This window comes from Geobacillus sp. LYN3, from assembly GCF_003064505.1.
Lineage (GTDB): Bacteria > Bacillota > Bacilli > Bacillales > Anoxybacillaceae > Parageobacillus_B > Parageobacillus_B toebii.
The window spans coordinates 1,573,753-1,599,675 of sequence record NZ_QCWL01000001.1 but is presented as its reverse complement, the minus strand read 5'-3'; the positions used below and the strand labels follow the sequence as shown (position 1 = coordinate 1,599,675).

The following is a 25,923-nucleotide window of genomic DNA, read 5'->3' as shown; positions in this document are numbered from 1 at the left end:
AGCGCTGCGTTTCTTACGTGAAGTACATGTTCCCTTTGATAACAACCAAGCCGAACGCGATCTTCGCATGGTCAAAGTCAAAGAGAACATTTCGGGTACGTTTCGCGAAGAAACATTCGCGCAGTCGTTTTGCATCGCAAGAAGCATCGTTTCCACACTGACGAAAAAAGAAAAAAACGTGTGGGATTCGTTATGTCTTCTGTTGGCAGGCGAAACGATCGATCGAGTTCTTTCCGCTACCTAGGGCATTTTCTATGACCGAAATGCCCTATTTGTGCTGGGCTTTTTTATACACTAGCACTGGGGTGAATAGTTACTTAAAAATTAAGGTCGGTTGGGGAAAAAGCGGCAACTCAGTCCGTAACATTTAAGGTAGTAGAGGATAAAGATGGCTAAGATTCCGACTAGAATCTCCCACATATGCACATTCAAGATGATCATCTTACGGGCAATGGCAAAAATGATTATATCCATGACGAGTGTCATATCGTGCTTGATGAGCATAAGTGCGACCTCTAATCCAATAATATACAAGAGTGCATGAGCTAAAAAATCCTGAAATTTCTCCATGATTTCCCCTTCCATGATGTAGCTGAATAGGTCATGGACGAGATTTGACGGCCACAGAGCCTTACTACACTACCGGAGTGGTAGTACTAGCCGCCAAACGAGTGTACTTTCCAGTACCCAGAAATGAAGAATATTAATTTACCTTCAGACTGCATCCTTGACGGAAAAATGATCGTGCTGGATGAACAAGCAACACCTTGCTTTAAGCCCGTCATGCAACGTTTCCAAGCACGGAAAGAAAAAGCAGTCAAACGCTTAACAAAATCTAGCCCTGTGCATTTTGTTGCTTTTGGCGTTCTAGGGGAAGTGGATTGATTGAAAAGTAGAAGTTGTTCCACTGAAACGGAATAAGCCGGAACGACGTGTGCAGCTGCTGCACTTGCGCTCCGGCTTATGTCATGTTGCTCAACCTTTATTCTGTAATGGCATGGACCTCTTTCTTCTTATCACGTTGAATTCGACCGCCGCCGACAAAGATATATTTAAGACTCCAGCAATCTTTATCCTTTTCATCCATCGCGATAACACCGATGTCGTTATAAAATTCAAACGGTTTAACAGTCTTGTAGCGAATTATAATTTCATTCAACCGCTCTTTATCATTCATTCGTTATCACCTCTTTGGAAACATAATTACTCTTTTGTTTCGTTGCCTAATCTACTGTTCGCCCTTCCGGAACAACGAATTACTGTGTTTTTGTTTGCATACACAACAATCCGTAAAGTGATTCGGGCTTACAAACAGGGCAAACGAAAAAATAAAGCGCAACTCCTTGATAGAACAAGGCGTTGCGCTTTTATGTTTACATCACTCTCTTAAACATTTTCTCCAGCTCATACGTGGAAAAATGGATGATGATTGGGCGGCCGTGCGGGCAGGTGAATGGATCAGTCGTTTTGCGCAGTGATTCCAAGAGTGCGAAGATTTCGTCATCGCGCAAATACTCGTTCGCTTTAATCGAACGTTTGCAGCTCATTAAAATCGCTGCTTTTTCACGAAGCTGCTTCATATCGACTTTTTTCATATCGATCACTTGCTGGATCATTTCTTCAATAATCTCCGCTTCTTCCCCTTTTGGAAACCACGATGGGTGGGAGCGGACGATGAACGTATTGTGCCCGAACGGTTCTAAAAAGACGCCGCATTTCGCCAATTCTTCACGATGTGCGTCAATTAACACATATTCGTCTGTCGGATAATGAAATGTAAGCGGAACAAGCAATTCCTGCACTTCGTTTATTACTTCGCCAACTTTTTCGCGAAAATATTCATACTTAATGCGCTCTTGGGCGGCATGCTGGTCAATGATGTAAAGCCCTCTCTCATTTTGCGCCAAAATGTACGTTCCGTGCATTTGCCCGATTGGATAAAGCGGCGGAAGCCGGTCATTCACATGCTCTTGTTCGTCTGATGATTCCGTTTGCTCGTCCATTTCGACTAGTTCATCATCGACATCATTTTGTTTCGATTCTACTGTCGGCAAAAACGAAGGGATTTCCTCCTTTGGTTCTTGCACTGGACTTGATTGCTTTGGCTCATCTACTTGTTTTGGTTCATCTACATGAACGAGTGGAGAAACAAATGGTTCTTTAACGACATGTTCAAACGTCCAAGCCGTTTGTTCTGCTTTTGGTTTTGGAGTTTCTTTTTGCTTGATCATCATCTCAGGAATAAGCGTCCGCGCTTGAAGCGCCTGGCGAATCGCTTGGGTGACGAGCTCGTTTAATTCCGCTTCTTTGCTGAAACGTACTTCTAATTTCGCCGGGTGGACATTGACATCGACTAAAATCGGATCCATCGCAATCGATAAAAATACAATCGGATAGCGGCCGATCGGCAACAGTGTATGATATCCCGCTTCGATCGCTTTTGCGAGCGGAATGTTGCGCACATATCGCCCGTTGACGATCGTGGAAATGTAATTTCGCGAAGCGCGCGTCACTTCTGGAAGCGAAATGTAGCCTTGAACAGTAAAATCGAGCGATTCCGCTTGAATTGGAATCATCTTTTTCGCGACATCCATGCCGTAAATCGCGGCAAGCACATGGCGCACATCGCCGTTGCCGCTCGTGTAAAGCAGCTGCTTCCCGTGATGGCGCAGGCGAAACGAAATATCAGGATGTGCCATGGCAAGGCGGTTGACGACATCGGTGACATGACCAAGCTCAGTATGAATCGTTTTCATATATTTTAAACGGGCCGGGGTGTTGAAAAACAAGTTAGATACGGTAATATCGGTTCCCTTGCGGCTTGTTGTCCGTTCGTGTACAACGAGTTTTCCGCCTTTTAGAACCACTTTCGTTCCTGGACCGTCTCCCGTGCTTGTTTTCATCTCAACTTCCGAGACGGAGGCGATGCTCGGCAGCGCTTCGCCGCGAAAGCCAAGCGTGCGGATGCGAAACAAATCGTGCTCATCTTTAATTTTGCTTGTCGCATGTCTTTCAAAAGCAACGAGGCAATCATCTTCTTCCATTCCGTCCCCATTATCGATGACGCGAATTTTCGCTAGTCCTGCTTCTTCTAATTCAATTTCAATAATGGTGCTATTGGCGTCAATCGCGTTTTCAACAAGCTCTTTAACGACGGAGGCAGGGCGCTCGACGACTTCCCCTGCGGCGATTTTATTGGACAATTGGTCATCGAGCTTACGAATTTTTCCCATCGCTATGCCTCCTTTACTTTAATAGTTTTTGAATTTCGTATAATTTGTTTAACGCTTCAAGCGGCGTTGTTTCCAATAAATTGACCGATTTTAATGCCTCAAGCGCCTTTTTCTCTTTTTTCGATAGATGGGATTCTTCTTTTGAAGGCTGCTCTTCGGCAAACATGCTGAGCTGTTCGAAGACCGCCTCGTTCTTGCCGCTTGGCTGTTCTTTTCGCTGTTCTTGCTGCTCAAGCTCGGCTAAAATTTCTTTGGCGCGCTGAATGAGAGAAGCCGGAAGCTCAGCAAGCTCGGCGACATGAATGCCGTAACTTTGGTCGGCTGGTCCTTCTTCAATTTTATGAAGAAACACGACTTTTCCATTTTCCTCAACGGCTCTCACATGAACGTTTTTCAGCTTGGCAAGCGATTGCTCCAGATCCGTTAATTCATGATAATGTGTGCTAAATAACGTTTTCGCGCCAATATGATCATGAATGTATTCGATGATCGCTTGCGCCAATGCCATCCCATCATACGTAGACGTGCCGCGTCCGATTTCATCAAACAAAATTAAGCTGTTTTGTGTCGCGTGAACGATCGCATTGCGCGCTTCGAGCATTTCGACCATAAACGTACTTTGCCCAGATACTAAATCATCCGCCGCACCAATTCTCGTAAACACTTGGTCAAAAATTGGGAGGACTGCTTTCTCTGCCGGTACAAAGCAGCCAATTTGCGCCATAATGGCAGTAAGGGCAATTTGCCGCATGTACGTGCTTTTTCCGGACATATTCGGTCCCGTAATTAACAACAGTTCCCGTTCTTTATTCATATAACAATCGTTCGGTACATACGTTTGCGCCCCAAGCACTTTTTCCACTACTGGATGGCGGCCCGCTTGAATGATCAGCTCACGATTATCGGAAAACTGCGGTTTTACGTAATGACGCTCTTCGCTTACGGTTGCAAACGACTGCAAGACATCGAGTTTGCTAATCGTTTTCGCTAATGATTGCAAACGCGGAATATATTGTTTTACGCGTTCGCGAATGTCCACAAACAATTCGTATTCTAGTTCGATGCTTTTTTCTTCCGCTTCTAAAATGAGCGCTTCTTTTTCTTTTAATTCCTGGGTAATAAAACGTTCAGCGTTTGCTAGTGTTTGTTTTCGCTCATAACGTCCCTTTGGCAACAAATGAAGATTCGCCTTCGTCACTTCAATGTAATAGCCGAACACGCGGTTATAGCCAATTTTTAATGATTTAATCCCGGTTAATTCCCGTTCTTTGCTTTCTAGCTGGGCAATCCATGCTTTCCCATTGCGGCTTGCATCGCGATAACGATCAAGCGTTTCGTTATATCCGTCTTTAATGATGTTTCCTTCTTTGACGGACAATGGCGGATTTTCTTGAATCGACCGCTCTAACAGATCGACAAGTTCCGAACATGGATCGAGTTTGTCGGCAAGCTGCTTCGCTTCATCATCTGAAAGGTTTTCAACAATATCTTTTAACGCCGGGATTTGCTGAAGCGATTTTTTCAGTTGAATTAAATCGCGCGCGTTTACGTTTCCGTAGGCAACACGGCCAGCGAGGCGCTCGACGTCGTACACTTCGCGAAGACGTTCGCGCAGCTCCTGCCGTTCAAAATAATGATGGATCAGTGTTTCGACCATATGTAAGCGCCGTTCGATTTGTTTGCGATCCAAAAGCGGGCGATCAAGCCATTGTTTCAGCAACCGTCCGCCCATTGCCGTCACTGTTTCATCAAGAAGCCACAATAGCGAGCCTTTCCGCCCTTTGGAGCGAATTGTCTCGGTTAATTCCAAATTTCGCTTCGAGTACAAATCGATTTTCATATAATGATCGACTTGATACACTTGAACAGACTGCATATGATCGAGGCGTCGTTTTTGTGTGCGAATAATGTAATGAAGCAGGCGGCCGAATGTTATTTTTAGCTTATCTTGCTGAAGCGCTTCGACGATCGACGTAAATCCTTCAGGAATCACTGTCTCATCCTCGTATGAAATCGTCACATCATAGCGTTCCTTTAATAGCTGCTGATACTGTTCTGGAAATTGAGAAGAAATGACAATTTCTTTCGTACCGATCGCATACAGCTCATTCATCACATCATCCAATGAAGCAAGAAGCGTTATGCGATTTTCCCCTGTTGATAAATCCGTATAAGCAAAACCATACGTACCATCATCAAACATGGTCACCGTCGCCAAGTAGTTGTTTTCTTTATCTAACAGCCCTTTCCCTTCCATCACTGTTCCAGGGGTAATGAGCTGAACGACTTCGCGGCGGACGACCCCTTTTGCCGTTTTTGGGTCTTCGACTTGTTCGCAAATCGCGACTTTATATCCTTTTGAAATCAACTGTTCAATATATCCTTGCGCCGAATGATACGGGACGCCGCACATCGGCACCCGTTCTTCGCCGCCGCCATCACGGCTTGTCAGCGTAATTTCCAGTTCCTGCGCCGCTTTGATCGCGTCGTCAAAAAACATTTCGTAAAAATCGCCAAGGCGAAAAAATAAAAAGGCATCTGGATATTGTGCCTTAATGTCCAAGTATTGCTGAATCATCGGCGTATATGTAGCCATCGTTCTCCTCCAACCTTGCAAATTTACGTTTTACCAATAAAATTAGCGGCCACCCTGTCATTTTGGCGTTTCCATCCGTGTATCGCCATCAACATAAAGCCGCTTAATTCCGCGAAATCTTGTTTTCTATGTATCTAGTTTCGAACCAATATGGAGATTTTTTTGAATACATTAATGCATCTGCGTTTCAACACGTTTCATTATAACATATTTTAAAGAAGAAAAAGAGAAAGTTCAAATTCTGGCATCGCTAAAGCGTTAAGCAGTCCGGCAGCTCCTATGTCCGTCTTTCCAATAATGAGCTTCTCCCTTGCATTCCATTTCAGAAAATGCAATGCATAAAAACAGACGGCAGCTTTTCGCCGCCGTCTGTTTTTTATTTTTATTTCGCCTGCGGAAGCGGGCGCTTTAACCATTCTTTATAGAATGTATCGATATCAGGCTCGAAGTCTTTGATGACCGGATACCACGGTGTCACCGCTTCTACCTCAAGCTGTGTTGCGCAGCCAGGGCAATAGTACTCGCGAAGCACCTGCCATTCCGGATCTGGCGCCATCAATTTCGGATACAGTTCCGCCATTTTTTCTACTGTATCACGAACATAGATGAGCGCATGAAGCTTCCAGTTGTCGCTTGCCTCGCAAAATTCATATCCACAATCACATTTTACGATGCGCCGGCCATCCGGCTTTTGCACAATATAGAGATGAAGGCCGGCCGGAAGCAAAATCGGATCATCCTACGGCACCCTTTCTTGAAGGATGCTAATATATTTGTCAAATCGGTCAGTGTCTTTATAATTGGAGAGCATTGCTTTTAATTTGACAAAATCTATGGTACCGTCGATTAATTCCTCTATCGTCTTGCGATCGTATTTATCGTATTTTTCCGTATTTTCACTTCATTTCAACTTATTAGGTTCATCACCAAAAGATGTACTTGATTTTTACGTTAAAATGTGATAGAGGTCTCTAGACGGACACGCAAAGTAAAACGCTGGATATTTCGATCCCCATATCCTCGCCTTTTGATCAATTTTATTTTGTTGTGGATTCCTTCCATTGGACCATTTGAGTAAGAAAAAACGATGCAAGAAAGCACTGCGTCTCTTCGGGTGATGAGTGCCTTGGCAATACTGCGTACGGCGGCACAGTCGCTAAAAAGGTACCGGTCAAACCATGGTTGATGGTTTGGTCACCTTTACCATACAGGAAATTTCGCATTTTTTGTACCCTTGATCAGAAAACAACCTGATTGTCAAGTACATTTTGTGGTGAAGAGCCCAAAAAAAAACTAGGAAGATCTTTCTTCCTAGTTTTACTCTTCATCGCCGAGAAGCAAATCTGGGCTTAAATCTTCTAGTTCTTCATCTAGGTCACCGTAGTCAAAATCATCGTCATCATTGCCGCAGCCGTCTGGATGGATCGCGACACATATTTTCGTTTCCCCAATGACTTCGGAAATAAATTCGCGTTCTACATCGACCACAATTTTATTTCCGTTTGGCGAAATGGTGCATTCTAGGCAGTTCGGCTGCTGAATGACGCGAACGATAATGTCTGTATCATCGCTAATAATATCATCATCGTCACGGTATTTTAATTTCACCACATCCGCATATGTTACTGTTTCTGTGACAACTTCTGTTTTTGTATTGTTGTCGTATGAATACCAAACGTTAACGTCATATTTCCCATGGATTTCTACTGTCTTGTCACATTTTTTCGCATCGTAACGATGGTTAATAATCCAGCATCCTAAAATGCTTGATGGACGATTCGGAGCAGTAATCGTATGAGTAGATTGCGTAAATTTACGACCTTTCCCGACGACCGCCTTTGTAATAATTTCTCTGTATTCAGACATATAAGAAACCCTCCTCAAATGAATCTTCATTTCATCCTATGCATGATTTCGCCTAATGTGCACATAAGTTTATAAATTATTCCTTATAGTTCATTGTATGCAGGGTCCCCGTATGATGTGCCTACTTTTTCCGCAATAAAAAAAACGCCCTTGAAAACCAAGGACGTCAGTCAAATTTTAATAACAGCCGCAGCCGCCGTTTCCACTACAGCGTATTTGCGCACCTGTCTCCCCGCGCAACACGTTGCCGCCTGTTGATGCGATAATCTCATCGGTCACCGTATTGGAGATGGTAGAAGCGACTAATTGAAGCAGATCATTCACTTCCGTTTGCGATTGCTGGAATTCGCTAACGATCGGAATTTGCGAAAGCTCTTCGTAAATCGCGTCAATTTGTGCTTCTACTTTTTTCAGCGCTTTATATTTCCCATAATGTTTTAAGTTGACTGCTTGTTTTTGCAATGATTTAATTTGCTCGATCATCGCGCGCACTTTTTCGTTTTGGTGTATTTTTTCTTCCGCGCGTTTAAAAAAATCAACTTCTTCTGTCTCGGCAATCATTTTGGCGAGTTCCTTCGCCTGTGCTAAAATCTCATCACGTGTATATTTTGCCATCTCATTTCACCTCGATCGCTTCTTCTACCATTTCCCCGTTTAATGTCCATGTTTTCGCTTCGGTAATCCGCACTTTGACAAGTTTGCCAATCGCCGATTTCGGACCGATGAAGTTGACAAGCTTGTTTTTCCGCGTGTATCCAGCAAGGACATCCGGGTTGTTTTTGCTCTCGCCTTCAACTAATACTTCGACAACTTTCCCTTCATATTCCTTCATTTTTCGCGCTGAAATTTCATTGACAAGCGCGTTTAGCCGCTGCAAGCGTTCTTTTTTCACTTCCATCGATACGTTATCAACCATTTTCGCCGCCGGTGTGCCTTCACGTGGCGAATAAATGAACGTGTATGCAGAATCAAATTCGACTTCGCGGTAGAGCGACAGCGTTTCTTCAAACTGTTCTTCCGTCTCGTTCGGGAAGCCGACAATAATATCCGTTGTTAACGCAACGTCTGGAATCGCCGCTTTAATTTTGCGGACAAGCTCTAAATATTCCTCACGCGTATATTTCCGGCCCATCAATTTCAATATTTCCGTGCTGCCGGATTGCACTGGCAGGTGAATATGCTCGACTAGATTGCCGCGTTTGGCGAGCACTTCGATTAAACGATCGTCAAAATCGCGCGGATGGCTAGTCGTAAAGCGAATGCGCGGAATATCAATTTTACGAAGTTCGTCCATCAAGTCGCCAAGACCGTATTTCATGTCGGTGAAATCTTTCCCGTAGGCGTTGACGTTTTGGCCAAGAAGCGTAATTTCTTTATATCCTTGGGCGGCAAGATGGCGCACTTCTTGAATAATGTCTTCCGGACGGCGGCTTCGTTCTTTCCCTCGTGTATACGGAACGATACAGTACGTACAGAACTTATCGCAGCCGTACATAATGTTTACCCATGCTTTAATGTTGCCTCTGCGCGCTTTTGGAAGATTTTCGATCACATCGCCTTCTTTTGACCAAACTTCCACAACCATTTCTTTTGACATGTATGCTTCATGTAAAATGTATGGAAGGCGATGAATGTTATGCGTACCGAAAATCATGTCAACGTATTGATATTGTTTCAAAATTTTATTGACGACCGATTCTTCTTGCGACATACAGCCGCATACCCCAAGAAGCAAATCCGGATTGTTTTGCTTCAGCGGCTTTAAGTGGCCGATCTCGCCAAACACTTTGTTTTCCGCGTTTTCGCGGATCGCGCACGTATTCAATAAAATGACATTCGCATCTTCCGGGCGGTCAGTCGGCTCATATCCGAGCGCCATAAAAATTCCTGCCATTACTTCGGTATCATGTTCGTTCATTTGACAGCCATACGTGCGAATATAAAACTTGCGGCCTTCGCCCATGCCACGGAATTGCTCCGGTATAGTGAAGTCTTTAAAATATTTTACTTCTTCTTTTCCACGTTTTTTCGCTTCTTTTAAATTTGGCGGAATAAATACGCTAGTAAAATATTTTTCGTAATCTTTGCTCGTTTTTTTCTTTAACGCATCCAAAGCGGATTTTTTGTCCGTTGGATGATCAGCTGTTTGAATTTGTCCTGTTTGTTCTAAACGTTGTTTTTCGTTCATAATAATCTCCTTTCTATAGCTATAGAAAACAATTGTTTCCTTTTCATCATACACATTATCATAGTATATAATTGATCACAAATTTAAACAATACTTTTCTTATTCAGCTTAACACTGAACAAATTATCATAACAAAATCACTCCCAACTAGGCAATACCTAATTGGGAGTGAATCATTTCCAAATTACATAAATTCAGAAACTAATTCATCGAATTTTTCTTTGCTTAGTTGAAGATCTGCCTCCGCAAGCGGTGTTTCGCTATAACCGTGAAGCAGTTCTTGATACGATTTTTGCTCTTTGTTTTGATAAATTAACCCTGTTACTAATCCTTTATATTTCATTACTGTCTGCATGGCCATGGCGCGGTCCGATGGGTCATATCCTTCAATCTCGCTTACTTTCACAAGGTTTTCTTTAAACCAGTCATATGTGTTTACCTTATTATAGGTAACACATGGACTGAATACGTTAATAAGCGAGAATCCTTTATGTTTAATCCCTTCTTCAATTAAGCTTGTTAATTCTTTTAAATCGCTTGAGAAGCTTTGCGCTACGAACGTCGCACCGGCGCTTAGCGCGATTTCCATAATCGAAAGAGCCGGTTCAACCGAACCTTGCGGGGTGCTTTTTGTTTTAAATCCAACATCGCTTCTTGGTGATGTTTGCCCTTTTGTCAAACCGTAAATTTGGTTGTCCATCACAATGTAGGTAATATCGATGTTGCGGCGAATCGCATGAATGGTATGACCCATGCCGATCGCAAATCCGTCTCCGTCGCCGCCTGCGGCAATGACCGTTAAATCACGGTTCGCCATTTTCACTCCTTGGGCGAGCGGCAACGCGCGGCCATGGGTGCCGTGAAAGCCGTACGAATGAATATAACCGGAAATACGTCCCGAGCAGCCAATTCCGGAAATAACTGCTAATTGATGAGGTTCAAGCCCAACGTTTGCCGCGGCGCGCTGAATGGCAGCTTGAACGGAGAAATCGCCGCACCCTGGACACCAGTTCGGTTTTACATCGTTACGAAAGTCTTTAAACGTCGCCATATTTATAACAACTCCTTGCATTTTGTATAAACTTCGTTCGGCAAAAATGGATTACCGTCATATTTCAATACACTAGAAATTTTTTCAGCATGTCCAACATTCATTTTAAGAATGTTTGCAAGTTGGCCTGTTGCATTTTGCTCAACGACGACGACTTTTTTCGCTGATTCGACAAGCGGCAGCACTTCCTCCGTTGGGAACGGATGAAGAAGACGGATGTGCGCGTGATTGACTTTCACGCCGTCTTGCTCAAGACGGTCGATCGCTTCTTCGATCGCACCGCGCGTAGAGATAAAACCAACAATTAACAAATCTGCTTCATCGTGTTTAACGTTTTTATGAACTGGTGTGTTGAATTGAATATGTTTTAATTTGCGCAAACGCTTATCCATCTGTGCATTCCGATTTGCCGCAACTTCAGACGGTCTTCCTGTTTCCGCGTGTTCTACTCCTGTTACATGGTGAATTCCGTTTGGCGTTCCCGGAATTACGCGCGGAGAAATGCCATCTTCGGTAACTTCGTAACGTTTAAAATTATCTTTTTTCTCCAACGGCGGGAGTTCTTCTTTTACTAGTTTGCCACGGCGGATTTCGATTTTATCGTACTCTAACGGTTCAACCGTTTGTTTACCAAGGGAAAGTTGCAAATCAGATAAAACGATCACCGGACATTGATATTCTTCGGCAAGGTTGAACGCTTCCACCATATCGTAAAACGCTTCTTGCACTGTGCTTGGCGCCATAACAATTTTTGGAATTTCACCATGCGTTCCGTAAATCATGGCCATTAAGTCAGATTGTTCTTGTTTTGTCGGCAATCCTGTACTTGGACCGCCACGTTGTGTATCAACGATGACAAGCGGTGTTTCTGTCATTCCAGCAAGCCCGATCGACTCCATCATAAGAGAAAGACCTGGACCTGCTGATGCGGTGAATGCCCGCACGCCAGCATAGTTGGCACCAATCGCCATCGTACATGCGGCGATTTCATCTTCCGTTTGAATGACAGCTCCTCCTAGTTCCGGAAGTTTTTTAATTAAATATTCCATAATTTCTGAAGCCGGAGTAATCGGATATGCCGCCATAAAACGCGCACCGCCGGCTAATGCGCCCAATGCAAGCGCGTCGTTGCCGATCATGAACATCCGCTTTTTCCCATCCGCTTTTTCTAATTTCATTGTTTGAACATGATCACCGAGCTGTTCTTTCATATACTGAGCCCCTGCTCGGATCGCTTCCATGTTCTTTTCGACAACTTGCTGGCCTTTTCTTCCGAAAATTTCTTGTACCACTTCTTGATATACGTTAATATCAAGGCCAAGAACTGCGCTTGACGCACCAACAGCGACCATGTTTTTCATAAGCGATGTTCCTAAATTTGTCGCGATATCTGTAAACGGAACTGCATATAACGTTACATTTTGACCTTCCGGAATCGTTGGGTTAAACTTCGCATCAGCGATCACGATGCCGCCATCACGAAGTTCATGAAAATTAAAGTCAATCGATTCTTGGTCAAACGCCACTAATATATCAAGATCATCGGCAATCGAACGAATTGGTGTTGTACTTACACGAATTTTATTATTCGTATGACCGCCTTTAATCCGTGAAGAAAAATGACGATACCCATATAAATAATAGCCTAGGCGATTTAACGCAATGGAGAAGATTTCACCGGTACTTTCAATTCCTTCTCCCTGCTGTCCTCCAACTTTCCATGAAAGTTGACTAATCATTTCTTACACCCCTTTAAGTTCGGTCAAAATTACAATTATAAGTGTAGCACTTTTCCAATAAAATCACTAGACTTGCAGGCAATGATTTTCACAAAAATTTAAACATATAAAAATATATCAAATGATTTCATTCTAGACCTATATGAAAAAAATGCAACCTTACTTATAAAAACTCTTTTCTATTGCCATCAATCTCTTATTTTACTGCGGCAAATGGTCATAAAAATTGCGAAATAAAAACCGTTCTACCTCATCTTCTGAGTAGTGTTTTTGCAGCTCGTTGACTAAATTTGTATAGCACCGCGCATTTTCGAGTCCTTTTGCCGTTTCTTCCATTCCGTCAAAATCAGAGCCAAACCCAACGTGCCTTGCTCCCCCGAGTGAACAAATGTGTTCCAAATGGCGGAGAACGTCAGAAATCGCCGCTTTTTCTTTTTCTTTCGTTAAAAAGTACGGAACGAACGTAATTCCAATCATCCCATTTTTCTCAATCAACGCGCGAATTTGCTCATCTCGCAAATTACGCGGATGTGGACAAAAGCGATATGTATTAGAATGAGAAGCAATCGGAAATTGCGCGATTTCCATCACGTCCCAAAATGCTTTTTCCGATAAGTGGGAAACATCGACCCAACGTTTTGCCTCGTTAAGATGCCGCACCACTTGTTTTCCGAATTCCGTTAATCCGGCACCGCGCACTTCCCAAGAACCATCTGCTACAGCATTGGACCAATTCCATGTCAGTCCAACAGACGAGACACCAAGGCGAAGCAATGTTTTTAATTTTACAAGGCTTGTCCCAATCGCATCGCATCCTTCAAGCGTTAACATCGCCCCAATTTCATTTTCTTCCAATGCGTCAATATCGCGTTTCGAACGAACAAATTTCAACATTGGAAATCGCTCAATCATTTGTTCAAAAAAAATGTCTATCATTTCTAGCGCAACCGTAAAACGCGCTTCTTCCGGAACAGTTTCCGGTATGTAAATGGCAAAACATTGAACTTTTATTTTCGCCTCTAGAAGTGATGGAAAGGTGACATGAAGACTTTTGCCATCTTGGAACGATAAAGACCGATCCATCCATAATTTCATCAGTGCGTCACAATGCGCATCGAAAATCATACATATCCCCCTTTATAAAGTAAAATAACCTGCCTGCCTTCCAATAGAAGGCACAAACAGGTTATGTTTCTATCATAAAAGCGTTACTACTATTAACGAGGTTCTACAATTAATTTAATCGCCGTACGTTCTTCCCCATCAATAATAATATCCGTAAATGCAGGAATACAAATAAGGTCCATGCCGCTCGGTGCCACAAATCCTCGTGCAATAGCTACTGCCTTAACGGCTTGGTTTAATGCACCTGCGCCGATTGCTTGAATTTCTGCTGATCCGCGTTCGCGCAATACCCCGGCAAGTGCACCAGCTACAGAGTTAGGATTCGACTTTGCTGAAACTTTTAATATTTCCATTTCTAGCTCCTCCCTCATTTCCTCAAAAATAGTTCTACTGTTACTATATTCACTGTTTTAGCGAGTATTCCTGCTAAGTTTATAAGTATTTTTAAAAATTCCTAAAACAATGACTATTCTAAATAAGGATTGTCATCATTTATCACAATTCTTTCGATCTTATTTGCTCGTCCCGTTTTCTCATCAATATCAATGAGCACAGCGTTTAATTGGCTTCTCCCCTCTTTTACCTCAAAACGAACGGGTAATGAGGTTAAAAATTTCCGCAACACCGCCTCACGATCCACTCCTAAAATTCCATCATACGGACCGGTCATCCCAACATCAGTAATATACGCCGTTCCTTTCGGCAAAATACGAGCGTCGGCAGTTTGAACGTGCGTATGTGTACCAACAACTGCAGAAACACGTCCATCCAAATACCAACCCATCGCTTGCTTTTCACTTGTTGCCTCCGCGTGAAAATCAATCAAAATCATCGGCGTGCGCCTGGTTGCTTCTTCAATTAGCTCATCTGCTTTTTTAAATGGACAATCGATGGCGGGCAAAAACGTTCTCCCTTGCAAGTTAATAACAGCTACTTCCATTTGCTCTACTTGTACATATACAATCCCTTTTCCTGGGACACCTTCCGGAAAATTAGCCGGCCGTATTAATGACTTTGCATCATCGATAAATTCAAATATATCGCGTTGATCCCATGCGTGATTGCCAAGCGTGACGACATGGGCGCCTTGCTCAAGAAACGTACGATAAATTTTTTCCGTAATTCCTTTTCCGCCTGCGGCATTTTCCCCATTAATGACAATGATGTTCGGTTTATGTTTTTCTTTTAACTTTGGCAAATATTGTTCTATCATTTTTCTTCCCGGTGAACCGACAACGTCGCCAATAAACAAAAATTTCATTGTATATCCCTTTCTAAGCTGAAATCTAACTAGTTCAAGTTTGGCACAAAATATAAAAAAAATAAAGTGGCAATATCGCCACTTTATTTTGCATATTCTACCGCTCTTGTTTCACGAATAACGGTAACCTTAATGTGTCCCGGATAATCGAGTTCCTCCTCGATCCGTTTACGAATTTCCCGCGCCAATCGATGCGCTTCTAAATCATCAATCATATCCGGCTTCACCATAATACGCACTTCTCGACCTGCTTGAATCGCATATGATTTCTCCACACCTTCGTACGATTCAGCGATTTCCTCCAATTTTTCGAGGCGGCGAATATAGTTTTCCAATGTTTCACTGCGCGCTCCCGGTCTTGCCGCAGAAAGTGCATCAGCCGCTGCAACGAGCACGGCAATGACGGAAGTTGGCTCCGTATCACCATGATGGGAAGCGATGCTGTTAATGACAACCGGGTGTTCTTTATATTTTGTCGCCAATTCTACACCGATTTCAACATGGCTTCCTTCCACTTCATGGTCAATCGCCTTGCCAATATCGTGCAGGAGGCCAGCACGTCTTGCTAACATTTCATCTTCGCCAAGTTCCGCCGCCATCAACCCGGCTAAAAACGCCACTTCAATTGAATGCTTCAAGACGTTTTGCCCGTAGCTTGTCCGGAATTTGAGGCGTCCTAAAATTTTTATTAAATCCGGATGTAACCCGTGAACGCCAACTTCAAAGGTGGTTTGTTCGCCGACTTCACGAATATGCTCATCCACTTCACGTCTTGCTTTTTCGACCATTTCCTCAATTCTTGCCGGGTGAATGCGTCCATCTTGAACAAGTTTGTCTAAAGCAATTCTAGCCGTTTCACGGCGGATTGGATCAAATCCCGATAAAATAACTGCCTCCGGCGTATCATCGATAATTAAATCAATACCGGTGAGCGTTTCAAGCGTACGAATATTCCGTCCTTCACGACCAATGATCCGGCCTTTCATTTCATCGTTTGGCAAATTAACGACAGATACGGTCGTTTCGGCGACATGGTCAGCCGCACAGCGCTGAATCGCCAGCGATAAAATTGCTTTTGCTCTTTTATCCGCCTCTTCTTTCGCGCGGGTCTCGGCTTCTTTCACCATCATTGCAATTTCATGAGATAGCTCTTTTTCGACACGCTCCAAAATAACTTGGCGTGCTTCTTCGCGTGTTAGACCAGAAATTCGTTCCAATTCCATTTGTTCCTTTTGAACGAGCTCTTCCACTTTGCTTTCCATCTGTTCAATATGTTGTTGTCTTTGATTCAGTGCTTCCTCTTTCGATTCTAAGAGCGCTTCTCGTTTATTCAGCGCCTCATCTTTTCGGTCAAGATTTTCTTCTTTTTGCAGCAATCGGTTTTCTTGTTTTTGCAACTCGCTTCTTCGATCGCGAATTTCACGTTCAACCTCTGTACGAAGTTTATGAATTTCATCCTTTGCTTCAAGAAGCGCTTCCTTTTTCAGCGCATCAGCTTCTCGTTTCGCATCTTCAATGATTTGGTTTGCAGCTGCTTGTGCACCGCCAATTTTCGCTTCTGCAATGGATTTTCGAATAAAAAAGCCGACAACGGCACCGACAACTAAGGCAAGCAAAGCGGAGATGATGATTGACCCCATTTTTTTCACCTCCTCTTGCTATAAAATTATTTCGAAATAACTGTCGGCATGTACGTTGTTACAAACGTTTCAACATACAGTACCATACTTACTGACATCGAAATCAGCAACACATATATCCGCCCATTAGCCGAACGTATGCGCCGCTAAAGCCGATCAAGCGAGAACTTTCTTTCCATTTTTCATGCGGACGCGCTCCAGTTTCTGCTAAATGTTTACAGACAATAAAAAAACATCATTAGTGTTTTTATACAGTTGGCTCAATCCAAAATACATTCATGTTTTGTGCATGAGCCACTTTCATTTAGCCGGAGTCACGGACTTTCGTGGCTGATTCTTTGTATAAAATATACATGTTAATTTTAAAGGTGGCAAAATTTATTGTCAAGATATAGAAGTTTCTCCCTGTCACAAATCAGAAAAAATAAAAAAGAGAGGAAACAGCATTTCCTCCCTAGGTTTAGTCTTCTAAAAATCCAAGCTCCTCTTGTTGCGTCTCGTTTGCGTTGTTCGAAACAGAAGGCGATTCAATTCCGTAATGTCTACGGATTTCTTGTGCAATTTCTTCAGCGATATGCGGATTTTCTTTTAAAAACTGTTTTGCATTTTCACGTCCTTGACCTAGACGCTCGTCTTTATACGAATACCAAGAACCGCTTTTTTGCACGATATCCAGCTCTGATGCCATATCGATGATTTCGCCTTCTCGGGAAATTCCCTCTCCGTACATAATATCTACATCAGCCGTTTTAAATGGAGGGGCAACTTTATTTTTTACTACTTTAATTTTTGTTTTATTTCCAACCATGTCATTGCCCTGTTTAATTTGTTCGGCACGGCGCACTTCTAAACGGACCGAAGCATAAAATTTTAGAGCTCGGCCGCCTGGTGTCGTCTCCGGATTTCCAAACATCACTCCGACTTTTTCGCGAATTTGGTTGATGAAAATAGCGATTGCCTTTGATTTATTAATCGCTCCGGATAATTTGCGCAATGCTTGTGACATAAGACGCGCTTGCAAACCAACGTGGGCATCGCCCATTTCTCCTTCAATTTCCGCTTTCGGTACAAGCGCCGCAACAGAGTCAATAACGATAATATCAACCGCGCCGCTTCTTACTAATGCCTCGGCAATCTCCAATGCCTGTTCTCCTGTATCCGGCTGGGAAAGCAACAACTCATCGATGTTTACGCCTAGCTTTTGTGCATAAACTGGATCAAGCGCGTGCTCCGCATCAATAAACGCAGCTTGTCCCCCCTGTTTTTGCACTTCGGCAATCGCATGAAGCGCAACTGTTGTCTTCCCGGAAGATTCAGGCCCATATATTTCAACAATGCGTCCACGCGGATATCCGCCGACTCCTAAAGCGATATCCAGTGCAAGCGATCCACTTGATATAGTGGAAATTTTCCGGTCTGTTTGTTCTCCAAGTCTCATGATCGAGCCTTTTCCAAATTGCTTTTCGATCTGTTTTAACGCCTGTTCTAAGGCGGCTTGACGATCTTGATTCACTAACAAACTCCTCCTTTTTCTCAACTACTTATACTATACCGTTTTTTAGGGATGTTGCCAAGAAAAAAATCGAACGTCCATTCGTTTTTCTTGTGGAGAAAATAGAAACATTCTCCATTTGTGATGAAATAAAAAGCGGGGGAACATCAAAGAGGAAAGGCAGCTACCCTTCATATGCAGCCGCCAATTTTTTTAATATAATGGAGCAACCATATTTCGCGGTACGAATTCGAATCGCATCACGCTGACCGGGTAATGCAAGGGCATAGACTTCTGTCTCGTTTTCAGGGGTGGAAATGCCAATATATACAGTGCCGACTGGCTTTCCTTCAAGCGGGTCTGGTCCTGCTACGCCTGTAAAACTGATGCCAATATCAGCATGACAAAGTGTGCGGACATTTTCCGCTAATAGCTGCGCACAACGTTCGCTTACTGCTCCATCTGTTGTCAAAACAGAAGCAGGAACGTGAAGAACTTTCTCTTTTACTTCATTGGCATAGCAGACAACTCCGCCGCGGACAACTTGAGAAGCGCCGGGAATGGCCGTTAATTCGGTTAAGAAAAGTCCGCCTGTGAGGCTTTCTGCCGCCGCGATCGTTTTCTTTTTTTCCTTCAACATCTTCACGGTCTTTTTAAACAACGTTTCGTCATTATAGCCATAAAAATAGCGGCCGACGCGCTCTAAAATCGCTTGTTCCGCTTTATCTAAAAGTTTTTTTGCTTCGATTTCGGAATGGTGTTTCGCGGTCAAGCGCAACGCTACTTCTCCGTCACCAGCAAGCGGAGCAATCGTCGGGTTTGATTGTTGATCAATAAGATCTTCAATGTCTGTTTCCAGCTGCGACTCACCGATTCCGAAAAAGCGTAATACACGCGATTCAATGCGCTCATGACGGCCAAGCTGTTCCATTAAAAACGGTCGGCCATATTTGAGAAACATCGGCTGCATTTCTTTTGGAGGGCCGGGAAGAAGCATATACGTAATTGAATTCAGCGTAATTGCCATTCCAGGTGCCATTCCGTGTTCGTTTTTCAATATAGTAGATCCTTGTAATACAAGCGCCTGTTTTTTATTATTTTCTGTCATGGTCCGGTTTGTGCGGGCAAAATATGCTTCAATGGAACGAAGCGCTTCCTCATCGATCACAAGCTCGCGCCCTAACAGGCGGGCGATCGTTTCTTTCGTTAAATCATCTTTCGTCGGCCCAAGCCCGCCAGTAAAAATAATGAGTTCGGCACGCGCCTGCGCCACTCTTACCGCCTGTTCGAGCCGGCCGGCATTGTCGCCTACAACGGTATGAAAATAGACATTGATTCCAAGTTCAGCGAGCTTTTCAGATAAAAACTGTGCATTCGTGTTGGCAATCTGCCCAAGCAATAACTCAGAGCCGACAGCAATAATCTCCGCATTCAATGAAAATGCCCCCTTTGTTTGACTGCATACATCTTTCTACTTTGAATGCAAAAAAGCATGTTTATTTTTCGAAAAGTAATCCCATCCGGACCAAATCGTAAAAATGACTGCAACCCAAAGCGCTAAATCGGCAAACGGAAATGAAATAAGAGAAAAAGGGAAATTATGTAAAAGAAGGGCGGAAATGGCGACAATCTGCGTCCATGTTTTAATTTTACCAAGCATGTTGGCAGCCATTACTTCCCCTTCTCCTGCAAGCACAAGCCGAAGCCCCGTAACCGCAAATTCACGGCTAATGATGATGATCACCATCCATGAAGGAGCGGCCTTTAGCTCAACAAGTACAATGAGCGCTGCCGATACAAGCAGTTTATCCGCAAGCGGATCTAAAAACTTTCCTAAATTAGTTACTAGCTGATATTTACGGGCATAATATCCGTCAATCCAGTCAGTTGTCGAGGCAATAATGAAAATAAGCGCACCAATCAGATGGGCAATTGGCAGCGTGTCTGTTCCTATTTTCACGCTGCCCCATCCAAACGGAACTAACATGACAATCAAAAATAACGGTATTAGCATAATTCTTGCTACTGTTATTTTATTAGGTAAATTCACTCTGAATACCTCCGCTAGCAAACATGTGAAAAGAGCCATCTACAGGAAAGATGACTTTATGATTTTTTAAAGATAAATTTCATTTTTTGATATACTTCGTCTTTTGGGTCCATTGGATAGGTGAAAGGTTGTCCATTTACTTTTATGTCAACATCGAGCGTTCTCCCGATTTTTACAAACACTTCCGCCTCTGCTGATAAGTCAAACGTTTGCGTTTGCCCGTTCGTTAAATTTCCTTTGAAAAAGGAGTGGCCTTTTGTATTATATACCTCTACCCAAGAGTTTCCTTTTGATGTCAATTCAATAACAAATTCGTTTGTATTTGTTAATTCGATTGTCGATAAATTACCGCGTGTTTCGACAACAGTAAGCGTCGCAGCTGAAGAAGGTGATTTTTCCGTTTCTTTTTCCGATTTTGGTTGTTTGTCCTCAGCTTCTTGTTTTTTCTCTTTTTCTTCTTTTTTCGCTTTTTCAAGCGGTGAATTTTTCGAGCGTTCTACCTCCGTCGTCTCCCCGGCAATTTGATTTTGCGGTTTGTCCTCTGCGTTATTTTGTTGCAAAAACAGCCAAATCACAACAGCAATGCCGACAATCCCTGCAGCAATAAGCAATTTTGGAAGCAAATCTAACCATTTCGTGCTGTTCGGTGAAATTTGTTGCCGCGTTTTTACTCGCGATAATTGCTGAGGGATTTCTTCATCATATGATTGTGGAATATCTTGTTTGTACTGTTCAAATATTTCGTCCGGGTCAAGCCCAACTGCTTCGGCGTATTGCCTAATGAACGCCCGAACATAAAAATTCCCCGGCATAATCGCATAATTTCCTTCTTCAATACCGATTAAATAGCGCTTTTGAATTTTCGTCATCTCTTGCAACTCGTCCAAACTAATGTTTTTCGCTTCTCTTGCTTCCTTCAAACGTTTACCTAGTTCCGTCAACGACAAACACCTTCCATTTTTTGATTAAAAATCAAATTCTGAAAAAACATCGTTTCCAAACAGTGACGGCTGATCAATGACATCGTACGTAATCTCTTCATTTGGATCATGGCGCAACTCAATAATATAGTCAAAATCATCAAGAGTGTATTCAGTATGGCGGACAAAAATATCTGGGTGTTCCACCACTTTTGTCGCCTCAAGGCGCATCAGTTCGCGAATCAGTTGCCAATGTCTCTCATTTGCCCGCCGAGTAGACACGATGGCGTCAATAATAAAAATATTATCTTCGCTATATTCGCCTTCGATCAGCTGGCTGCGCACCGTCTGCTTAATCAGCGTTGAGGATACAAAAAGCCATCGTTTATTCGCACAAACACTTGCCGCAACGATCGACTCGGTTTTGCCGACGCGCGGCATTCCGCGGATGCCAATAAGTTTATGGCCTTTCTCTTTAAAAATTTCCGCCATAAAATCAACAAGCAGCCCGAGCTCGTCACGGACAAAGCGGAACGTTTTTTTGTCATCGGCATCCCGCTGAATGTAGCGGCCGTGGCGGACGGCAAGGCGATCAAGCAGTTTTGGCTGGCGCAGCTTCGTCACTGTAATATTATCCATCGTTTGCAAAATGGTAGACAATCGTTCGATTTGTTCGTTATTATCACAAAGTAGAAGCATGCCGCGCCGCGAATCGCGGACACCGTTAATCGTAACGATATTAATAGACAGCATTCCTAATAATGAAGCAACATCGCCTAACAAACCCGGGCGATTAATATGTATCTCATATTCCAAATACCACTCTTGCTTCCCCATCCCGTCTTTCCTCCCTCATCCTTAATGCCCGCACAAGCTCCCTATGATAAATTCATACTACTATAATATCGAATGGAAAAGCAACAGAAAAGGGACTGGAATGAAAAAAGAGAGGGAACCCCTCTCTACACGTTATTGTTGTTGCACTAATTTTACCATCATGTTGGCGATAGCGTGCTGCTCTTGTTCGTCTGCAACCTTCCAAAGGTCCGCAAGCAACCGTTCTTCCGGGTTTTTTGGATCTACTTGTTTTGCTAGGTAATCACCGATTTGATAAGCGATGTCTGAAATCACTTGTTGGCTTAATCCTTGTTGCTGCGCTTGTTCAAGACGATTTGCCAGGAAGTCTTTCCATTGTTCAAAGTTATCTAATACAGACATATGTTTAACCTCCTTCATCTTCGTTTCAAGGATAGTTTGCCTGCTTTTTGATAAAATATACTTAACAGTACCAACCGCCATTGACGGAAATAATTTGTCCCGTTATGTATGAAGCAGCATCGGAAAGCAAAAATGACACTGTTTTCGCAACCTCATCGGGTGTGCCAATACGCCCGATCGGAATATCGTCCGCAATGGATTGCAATTCCTCATCACTGAACCGGCGCAACATATCTGTATCAATGGCCCCTGGAGCGACGGCATTCACACGAATTCCGCTGGGCGCCACTTCTTTTGCGAGCGCTTTTACAAACGCATTTTGTCCGCCTTTGACCATGGAATAGACGACTTCGCAAGAAGCACCTGTAAGTCCCCAAATCGAAGAAATAACAACGATGTTTCCCCGCTTGTTCGCAATCATCCGCGGCAGTAGTTTTTTCGTCAATAAAATCGGACTTGTCACATGAAGCTGAACCATTTTCCTAACAAGCTCATCGCTCATATCCGTAATGAGACCGTAATAGCTGTTTCCGCTATTATGAATAATGACATCGATGGGACGATTGATTTGAGAAAGAAGCATGCTTGCTCCATTTTCATCCGAAAGATCCGCTTGGACAGGAATGACATGGACATTTGCTAACTCGTTTTTCAGTTTTTCTACTCGTTCATACCGGCGATGATAATGCAAAAAAAGCCCGTAACCATCAGAAGCAAGTTGGCGGGCGATGCTTGTCCCAATTCCTCCGCTTGCTCCAGTAATAAGCGCATATTTCATGATAATCCCCCTAAAAAAGCACCCTCCATAATGAAGGATGCTACTTTCTTTCTTTTGGAACAACTTGGCATACCGCAATTTGGGATTCGCGGAAACATTGTTTTGCAATTTGATCCATCTGTTCGATCGTTAATGATTGTAATACTGGAATAACATCAAACAAGCTTACTTCGTTAAATGCGTATCGCGTAAACTGGTTGGCGATATATTCTGGAGAGTTAAGCGAGCGTAAAAACGCACCGATTTTTTTCTTTTTCACTCTCTCTAATTCTGATTCTGTCATGGAATCACCGGAAAACGACAACAATATTTGTTTCACTTCTTCGCTAAGCCGATCTGGATCGCTCGTATCCCCGCCGACCATGGCAAAGCCAAATTCCCGCTCTTCTGTATAATCGTACATAAATGTTTCATCAATAAGCCCAAGCTGATACAACCGTTCATAATGCGGCGAACTTTTTCCGAATAAATAATCTAACAAAACATTGAACGCTAACTCATGAATTAATTTTTCTTTGCCGGCTGAGTGAACAGTTGGCGCCTTGATTCCGACAAGACATTTACTCGTTTGCACGTGCATCGGAATGACTTTCTTTTCTTCCGCTCTCTCTTTCGGTTCATCGTACACAAAGCGCTGAATCTCACTAGCTTGCGGAAACGATTTTTTTGCTTGGTTATCGCGAATTTGCTGCATTATTTTTTGTTCATCGACCGGCCCGACGATAAAAAGCAGCATATTGCTCGGATGGTAAAACGTTTCGTAACATTCATATAACAATTCTTTCGTAATATGAGAAATGGTTTCAACCGTACCGGCAATATCAATTTTCACCGGATGGTTTTGATACAAGCTTTCAATGACGCCGAAATAAACGCGCCAGTCCGGATTGTCATCATACATGCGAATTTCTTGGCCGATAATTCCTTTTTCTTTTTCTACCGTTTGATCGGAAAAATATGGGCTTTGCACAAAATCGATGAGCGTTTCTAAATTTTTTTCCACATTTGCTGTACTCGAAAACAAGTAGGCCGTACGCGTAAACGTGGTGAAGGCGTTTGCGGATGCTCCTTGTTTACTGAACTGCTGGAACACATCGCCATCTTCTTTTTCAAACAGTTTATGCTCTAAAAAGTGAGCGATTCCATCCGGCACCTGCTTCATCTCGGTCTTTCCGAGCGGAATGAATTGATTGTCGACCGATCCATATTTGGTCGTAAACGTTGCGTACGTTTTATGAAACCCCTTTTTTGGCAAAATGTACACATCTAAACCGTTTTCCATTTTTTCATAAAACAGTTGTTCTTGCAGCTGTTCGTATACAATTTTCTCCATAATTATTCCGCTCCCTCCATTCCGGTCAGGAAGTAAATCGTGTCGAGCTCGACCTTGCCCGCAACGCGCACGATTTCCTCCCGCGATACGCGATCTGCACCTGATAGCCATTCTTCAATTGGCCGTTTCCGCTTTGAGACAACGTTATGGTAAAGCACTTCCACCAATCCGCGCGGCGTATCGATCGTTTCTAATAATTGATTGCGAATAACCGCTTTTGTTTGCGTGATTTCTTCATCGGTAAAATCGCCGTTTTTCATCGCTTCCATTTGTTTTTCAATAATTTGCAACGCTTTTTGATAATTGGACGGTGCGATGCCGGACATCACCATTAATAACCCTTTATGGCTTTCTAAACGCGAAGCGGCGTAATACGCTAAACTTGCTTTTTCACGAACATTGATAAACAATTTCGAATGAGAAAAACCGCCAAAAATGCCATTAAACATTTGGAGCGCGTAATAGTCATCGTCTTCATACGTGACATTCGTCCGATAACCGATGTTCAATTTTCCTTGTTTGACATCTTGTTTTTCGATCACTTCATTTACTTTATCACGCGTTTTAGTTGAAACTATTTCTCTCACAGATGCGCGAACCGTGCGGTTTGGCAGTGAAAAATGCGATGCAACTGCTTCCAATACGGTCTCTTCTTGTACATCACCAATGACGTATAAATCGATTTCGTCTTCTTCCAGCGTTTTTTTATAATATTGAAACAGCTGCTCTGCAGTAATGCGATCCACATCGTCTAGCTCGCCATTCGCGTGCAGGGCATACGGTTCTCCTTTGCACATTTCCTGAATAAGCCGCAAGTTGGCATACCGCATTTTATCATCGTACACGGCTTGAATACGCTGCTTAAGCGCTCGCTTTTCTTGCGCGACAATGTGATCGACAAACCGGCCGTCTTGCAAAGCGGGACGAAGAACAATATCGCTTAACAGCTTGAGCGCTTTGCGAAGAAGCGGAATTTTCTCTTGTAAAAACACTTCGTTTGCCACATCGATTCGAATCGTAATAATATGGCTTTCGCCTTTTTTCGATAAATCCACATTTAATGTTGCGCCATACAGTTCATCTAAATATGTGCGCAATTGTTTCACACTTGGATACTCCGCCGTGCCGCTTTGAAGCACATACGGCAAAAGCGCGCGTAACGTAACCGTTTCTTTTGTAAGCGGTGCTTTCATTTTCCATACAAGTGTATTTGTTTTATATTTATCGGTCGGAATTGTATGGACGTTCATGTTTTGGATTGTCGTTATTTTTTCATTGATCAATCGAACTCCTCCTTTGTAAACTTATCGATATTTTTATGTTGTGTTCATCATATCAACAATATACCTTTCACAAAACATAAAATGCAAATAAAAGCAAAAAAGAACTCGAACTTTACGATCGAGTTCTTTTTTCACGATTTTCATTACGTC

General features: G+C 43.0%; 23 protein-coding genes and 2 pseudogenes. 1 reads left to right on the top strand and 24 read right to left on the bottom strand.

The window, feature by feature from the left end; all coding sequences use genetic code 11:
• A partial coding sequence (locus tag DCC82_RS08360; protein ID WP_146177912.1) for an IS66 family transposase occupies positions 1-244 on the top strand: 244 nt, incomplete at its 5' end.
• Between the two features lie 80 nt (positions 245-324).
• Here the strand turns inward: DCC82_RS08360 and DCC82_RS18045 are convergent.
• The 24 genes and pseudogenes from DCC82_RS18045 to yfmF form a co-directional block, all read right to left on the bottom strand.
• Positions 325-570, bottom strand: a complete 246-nt coding sequence (locus DCC82_RS18045) for a hypothetical protein (RefSeq protein ID WP_097354350.1) — start codon at positions 568-570, stop codon at positions 325-327.
• A gap of 412 nt (positions 571-982) precedes the next feature.
• Complete coding sequence (locus tag DCC82_RS08345) at positions 983-1,177, bottom strand: hypothetical protein (protein WP_097354348.1); 195 nt, start codon at positions 1,175-1,177, stop codon at positions 983-985.
• 196 nt (positions 1,178-1,373) lie between these two features.
• A complete protein-coding gene (gene mutL, locus DCC82_RS08340; RefSeq protein ID WP_108430319.1) occupies positions 1,374-3,233 on the bottom strand; it encodes a DNA mismatch repair endonuclease MutL in 1,860 nt (619 codons plus the stop codon).
• A 13-nt stretch (positions 3,234-3,246) separates the two neighbouring features.
• Positions 3,247-5,829: a DNA mismatch repair protein MutS gene (gene mutS / locus DCC82_RS08335; RefSeq protein ID WP_097354346.1), complete on the bottom strand. Its 2,583-nt coding sequence runs from the start codon at positions 5,827-5,829 to the stop codon at positions 3,247-3,249.
• 382 nt (positions 5,830-6,211) lie between these two features.
• Positions 6,212-6,688, bottom strand: a pseudogene (locus tag DCC82_RS08330) (acetone carboxylase subunit gamma).
• Positions 6,689-6,780: 92 nt separating this feature from the next.
• Positions 6,781-7,008: pseudogene (locus DCC82_RS08325) on the bottom strand (transposase); the annotation flags it as partial.
• A 138-nt stretch (positions 7,009-7,146) separates the two neighbouring features.
• Complete coding sequence (locus tag DCC82_RS08320; protein ID WP_015863531.1) at positions 7,147-7,695, bottom strand: outer spore coat protein CotE; 549 nt, start codon at positions 7,693-7,695, stop codon at positions 7,147-7,149.
• A 177-nt stretch (positions 7,696-7,872) separates the two neighbouring features.
• Entirely contained in the window at positions 7,873-8,310 is a 438-nt protein-coding gene (locus DCC82_RS08315) for a YlbF/YmcA family competence regulator (RefSeq protein ID WP_108430318.1), read from the bottom strand.
• A gap of 1 nt (position 8,311) precedes the next feature.
• Positions 8,312-9,883, bottom strand: coding sequence for a tRNA (N6-isopentenyl adenosine(37)-C2)-methylthiotransferase MiaB (gene miaB / locus DCC82_RS08310; protein ID WP_108430317.1), 1,572 nt, complete (start codon positions 9,881-9,883; stop codon positions 8,312-8,314).
• A gap of 184 nt (positions 9,884-10,067) precedes the next feature.
• Positions 10,068-10,934 (bottom strand): 2-oxoacid:ferredoxin oxidoreductase subunit beta, encoded by an 867-nt coding sequence (locus DCC82_RS08305; protein WP_108430316.1) that lies wholly within the window; start codon positions 10,932-10,934, stop codon positions 10,068-10,070.
• Between the two features lie 2 nt (positions 10,935-10,936).
• Positions 10,937-12,673 carry a 2-oxoacid:acceptor oxidoreductase subunit alpha gene (locus tag DCC82_RS08300; protein WP_108430315.1) on the bottom strand — a complete coding sequence of 579 codons (1,737 nt, stop codon included), beginning with the start codon at positions 12,671-12,673 and terminating at the stop codon, positions 10,937-10,939.
• A gap of 201 nt (positions 12,674-12,874) precedes the next feature.
• Complete coding sequence (locus tag DCC82_RS08295) at positions 12,875-13,798, bottom strand: dipeptidase (RefSeq protein ID WP_015863526.1); 924 nt, start codon at positions 13,796-13,798, stop codon at positions 12,875-12,877.
• A 92-nt stretch (positions 13,799-13,890) separates the two neighbouring features.
• Positions 13,891-14,151, bottom strand: a complete 261-nt coding sequence (spoVS, locus tag DCC82_RS08290) for a stage V sporulation protein SpoVS (protein WP_015863525.1) — start codon at positions 14,149-14,151, stop codon at positions 13,891-13,893.
• A gap of 113 nt (positions 14,152-14,264) precedes the next feature.
• Positions 14,265-15,059: a TIGR00282 family metallophosphoesterase gene (locus tag DCC82_RS08285; protein ID WP_015863524.1), complete on the bottom strand. Its 795-nt coding sequence runs from the start codon at positions 15,057-15,059 to the stop codon at positions 14,265-14,267.
• A gap of 83 nt (positions 15,060-15,142) precedes the next feature.
• Entirely contained in the window at positions 15,143-16,699 is a 1,557-nt protein-coding gene (rny, locus tag DCC82_RS08280) for a ribonuclease Y (protein WP_015863523.1), read from the bottom strand.
• Positions 16,700-17,159: 460 nt separating this feature from the next.
• On the bottom strand, positions 17,160-18,212 hold the full coding sequence (gene recA, locus DCC82_RS08275) for a recombinase RecA (protein WP_062678186.1): 1,053 nt from the start codon (positions 18,210-18,212) through the stop codon (positions 17,160-17,162).
• A 163-nt stretch (positions 18,213-18,375) separates the two neighbouring features.
• On the bottom strand, positions 18,376-19,626 hold the full coding sequence (locus tag DCC82_RS08270; RefSeq protein WP_015863519.1) for a competence/damage-inducible protein A: 1,251 nt from the start codon (positions 19,624-19,626) through the stop codon (positions 18,376-18,378).
• A 36-nt stretch (positions 19,627-19,662) separates the two neighbouring features.
• The gene (pgsA, locus tag DCC82_RS08265; protein ID WP_108430314.1) at positions 19,663-20,241 is read right to left on the bottom strand and encodes a CDP-diacylglycerol--glycerol-3-phosphate 3-phosphatidyltransferase; all 579 of its coding nucleotides are present in this window, start codon (positions 20,239-20,241) and stop codon (positions 19,663-19,665) included.
• Between the two features lie 56 nt (positions 20,242-20,297).
• Positions 20,298-21,182, bottom strand: a complete 885-nt coding sequence (locus DCC82_RS08260; RefSeq protein WP_108430313.1) for a helix-turn-helix domain-containing protein — start codon at positions 21,180-21,182, stop codon at positions 20,298-20,300.
• A 24-nt stretch (positions 21,183-21,206) separates the two neighbouring features.
• Positions 21,207-21,998, bottom strand: coding sequence for a DUF3388 domain-containing protein (locus DCC82_RS08255; protein WP_015863516.1), 792 nt, complete (start codon positions 21,996-21,998; stop codon positions 21,207-21,209).
• A 132-nt stretch (positions 21,999-22,130) separates the two neighbouring features.
• A complete protein-coding gene (locus DCC82_RS08250) occupies positions 22,131-22,379 on the bottom strand; it encodes a DUF3243 domain-containing protein (RefSeq protein ID WP_062678189.1) in 249 nt (82 codons plus the stop codon).
• Between the two features lie 61 nt (positions 22,380-22,440).
• On the bottom strand, positions 22,441-23,157 hold the full coding sequence (gene ymfI / locus DCC82_RS08245; protein ID WP_015863514.1) for an elongation factor P 5-aminopentanone reductase: 717 nt from the start codon (positions 23,155-23,157) through the stop codon (positions 22,441-22,443).
• A 40-nt stretch (positions 23,158-23,197) separates the two neighbouring features.
• Positions 23,198-24,490 (bottom strand): EF-P 5-aminopentanol modification-associated protein YfmH, encoded by a 1,293-nt coding sequence (gene yfmH, locus DCC82_RS08240; RefSeq protein WP_108430312.1) that lies wholly within the window; start codon positions 24,488-24,490, stop codon positions 23,198-23,200.
• 2 nt (positions 24,491-24,492) lie between these two features.
• The gene (gene yfmF / locus DCC82_RS08235) at positions 24,493-25,773 is read right to left on the bottom strand and encodes an EF-P 5-aminopentanol modification-associated protein YfmF (protein ID WP_015863512.1); all 1,281 of its coding nucleotides are present in this window, start codon (positions 25,771-25,773) and stop codon (positions 24,493-24,495) included.
• Positions 25,774-25,923 lie beyond the last annotated feature (150 nt).